A 2538-nucleotide genomic window follows, 5' to 3' on the forward strand; every position below is an offset into this window, starting at 1 on the left:
GAAAATAGCACTTCAATTCATTGAATAATACATGGTTAAGATATATCCAGCAAACTCTAATTAGCCTTCATAATAGCACTTCCTATCTTAGAGTCTACTCTCTTATCCTTTTCTACAGCCTTATGTCCAAAGTCAAAGTTATATGACACTTTGATAAAGCCACACTGCTGATTTTCCCTATTGATAAGAGAACTATTAAATTGATACACATTTGTAACAAAGCTCTTCACTACCTTTCTTTGGTAAAGAAATGGATTATCTACCCCCACTTCTATCATCAAATTACCTTTAGTCCACGAGGCATTAAATCCATATTCTACAGGAGTCTTTATGTGACTTAAAGCATAAAAATCTCCAGCTGATTCATAGGGTATGGTGCCATATAAGTTTATGGCAAAATCATTCCAAATATAACAAAGTCCCAAAGCCGAGACAAAGGTTGTTGAGTTAAACGCGGTATTTCCATTTAGAAGTTGTTTGATTAGATAAGAATCAAGCTTGAGATTTAAGTTTTGAGTGATGCTCCAAGTAGCGCCCAAATGACTCTCGAAGGAATGATAATGATTTCCATCATTAAAACTATTGATTAGCCTGTCGTTTTCCACATAATAGCTATTTGTCGTCATATTATCTGCAAACATATAAGACGCAAATAGCTGGACTTTGAATCTTTTTTTTGCAAATGAATATGCAACATTCGCTGCATAAGCACTTGTCTTTTTCATATCTGGATTTCCTCTTTGTATCTGTAGAAAATCTACCACTTGACTAACTCTATTCATAGTTTTTATTTCAGGATACGAGTTTCCAATGTTTACCCCGAACTGTAAAAATTGACCTCGTGCGGGCAAAAAACTTATTCCCATTTGAAGTCTAGAAGAGACCTGACTTATATTTTTTTCACTATTTAACTTATATATGAGTGATGATACTCCAGGCTGAATTCTTAGAGTTGTGTAATTTGAAAATTGCTTCTTATATTCTGAAAAAAGTATTGTCTCTCCCGTCCACAGCTGCTGTTTTTTTCTCCATAAGTCGACTTACTAAGTTTTTCGAAATGAAAAATCCTAAAAGCCAATGACTGCCCGTTATTTAAACCCAAAGCGTAGTTGGCATTAAAATCCATATTATAGAAGTCCTCCATTACCTTTATTCGTGTAGAATATTCTCCCTCTGTATAGTCTCTTTCATAATTATTTCTTGCATAATTACCTCTAAAACTGAGATCAAGAGTTTGTTTCTCAGTAATATTGAATGAGCCATACAGATATAATTCTGGCATTAGGCTTTTCTGGTTAGAGTTTAAATCTTCTATTTGCTTTTTTATTGATGTATTAGCATAAATGTTTTCTCTAATCTGATGATTTATGGGAGTAGCATTTGCAAAAAGAGAAATCCTGCCTAGAAGCGTCCTCTTATCGCGGATATGTGAAATAAAGAACTGGTAGTATTGTTGGTCTTGTTTGAAGTGGCTATCGAGTGTTTGTGACCTTCGTGTAATGTTCCTTTCTTGGAAATGAAAGGTTTCTTCTCGGGCCTCGGATATTCCTGAGTGGTCTTCCATTTGATACCCAGCGAAAAAGGTAAAATCCCAATTGCCTGCACTTTTCTTAGCCGCTAGATTATAGTCTCCTCTTTTGAATCCAATGGTCTGTTTTCCGTCTATTGCAACATATCCACCCTGATCATAATCTTTAGTAACGATATTGATTGAAGCAAAGTCTCCAGAATATTTACCAGTAGGCACATCATGGTACTGTACATTTAGAATATCTTTCGAGCGAATATTCTTAATTTCCCTAGAATCGGCTTTTCTTCCATTGATGTAAAGTGTTACGCTTCTACCAAATGAAGAAACACTTCCTTTTCTCTGATCAACAGAAATGCCAGGAATCATCAGATTATATAGCAAATCATAGCCTGTAGAAGCATGGGCTATTTGATTCTGTTTGGGAATCACTAGTACTCTATCACTTTTCCTTATATACGATGGTGCTTCAACAAAAACTTCACTTAATTCATGAGAAGTTGGCAACAATTGAATAGGAGGAATGACTGTATCCTTTTGATTCACAGAAATACTGACATACCTGAGCTGATACCCCAGAAAAGAGCAACATAATAAATAATTTCCAGAAGAAATCTCCGAGAAAACAAACTCTCCATACTGATTGGTATATGTACCTTTGATCAGAAGGGAATCTGTAGTTAACAGACGAACAGTTGTACTCGGCAAATTTTGATAAAATTCATCCTGTACTTTTCCTTGAATCGATATTTGAGCCGGTGAAAGAGCTGAGATAAACAAACAAGAAATCAATAATAGTAAAAATCTTTTAGTCATAAATACAAACATGTTTCTGGTGAAAAATTATAAGAGTCAATCTGTGTAGGAATCCCAAGACTTCTTAGAACGTATATAGTACTCCCCATTTTCAACAACGGGCTAGTGTTTTTTCTATCACTGTCACAAACGTACACATTTTCTTTCTTTTTACATCATTATTTGTTATTGTTATGCAGCTACTACTATTCCAT

Annotated in this window: 2 protein-coding genes; both read right to left on the reverse strand. The window is 34.8% G+C overall.

The window, feature by feature from the left end; all coding sequences use genetic code 11:
- Nucleotides 1-56: 56 nt before the first annotated feature.
- A complete protein-coding gene (locus IX315_RS09470; protein WP_211642737.1) occupies nucleotides 57-782 on the reverse strand; it encodes a hypothetical protein in 726 nt (241 codons plus the stop codon).
- A gap of 164 nt (nucleotides 783-946) precedes the next feature.
- A complete protein-coding gene (locus tag IX315_RS09475; RefSeq protein WP_211639497.1) occupies nucleotides 947-2344 on the reverse strand; it encodes a carboxypeptidase-like regulatory domain-containing protein in 1398 nt (465 codons plus the stop codon).
- Nucleotides 2345-2538: the final 194 nt, after the last annotated feature.

The organism is Porphyromonas levii (assembly GCF_018206105.1).
Taxonomy (GTDB): domain Bacteria; phylum Bacteroidota; class Bacteroidia; order Bacteroidales; family Porphyromonadaceae; genus Porphyromonas_A; species Porphyromonas_A levii.

Coding starts and splice junctions, on each gene's coding strand:
- IX315_RS09470 (WP_211642737.1), bottom strand. CDS start 782: ATGAATAGAGTTAGTCAAGTGGTAGATTTTCTACAGATACAAAGAGGA.
- IX315_RS09475 (WP_211639497.1), bottom strand. CDS start 2,344: ATGACTAAAAGATTTTTACTATTATTGATTTCTTGTTTGTTTATCTCA.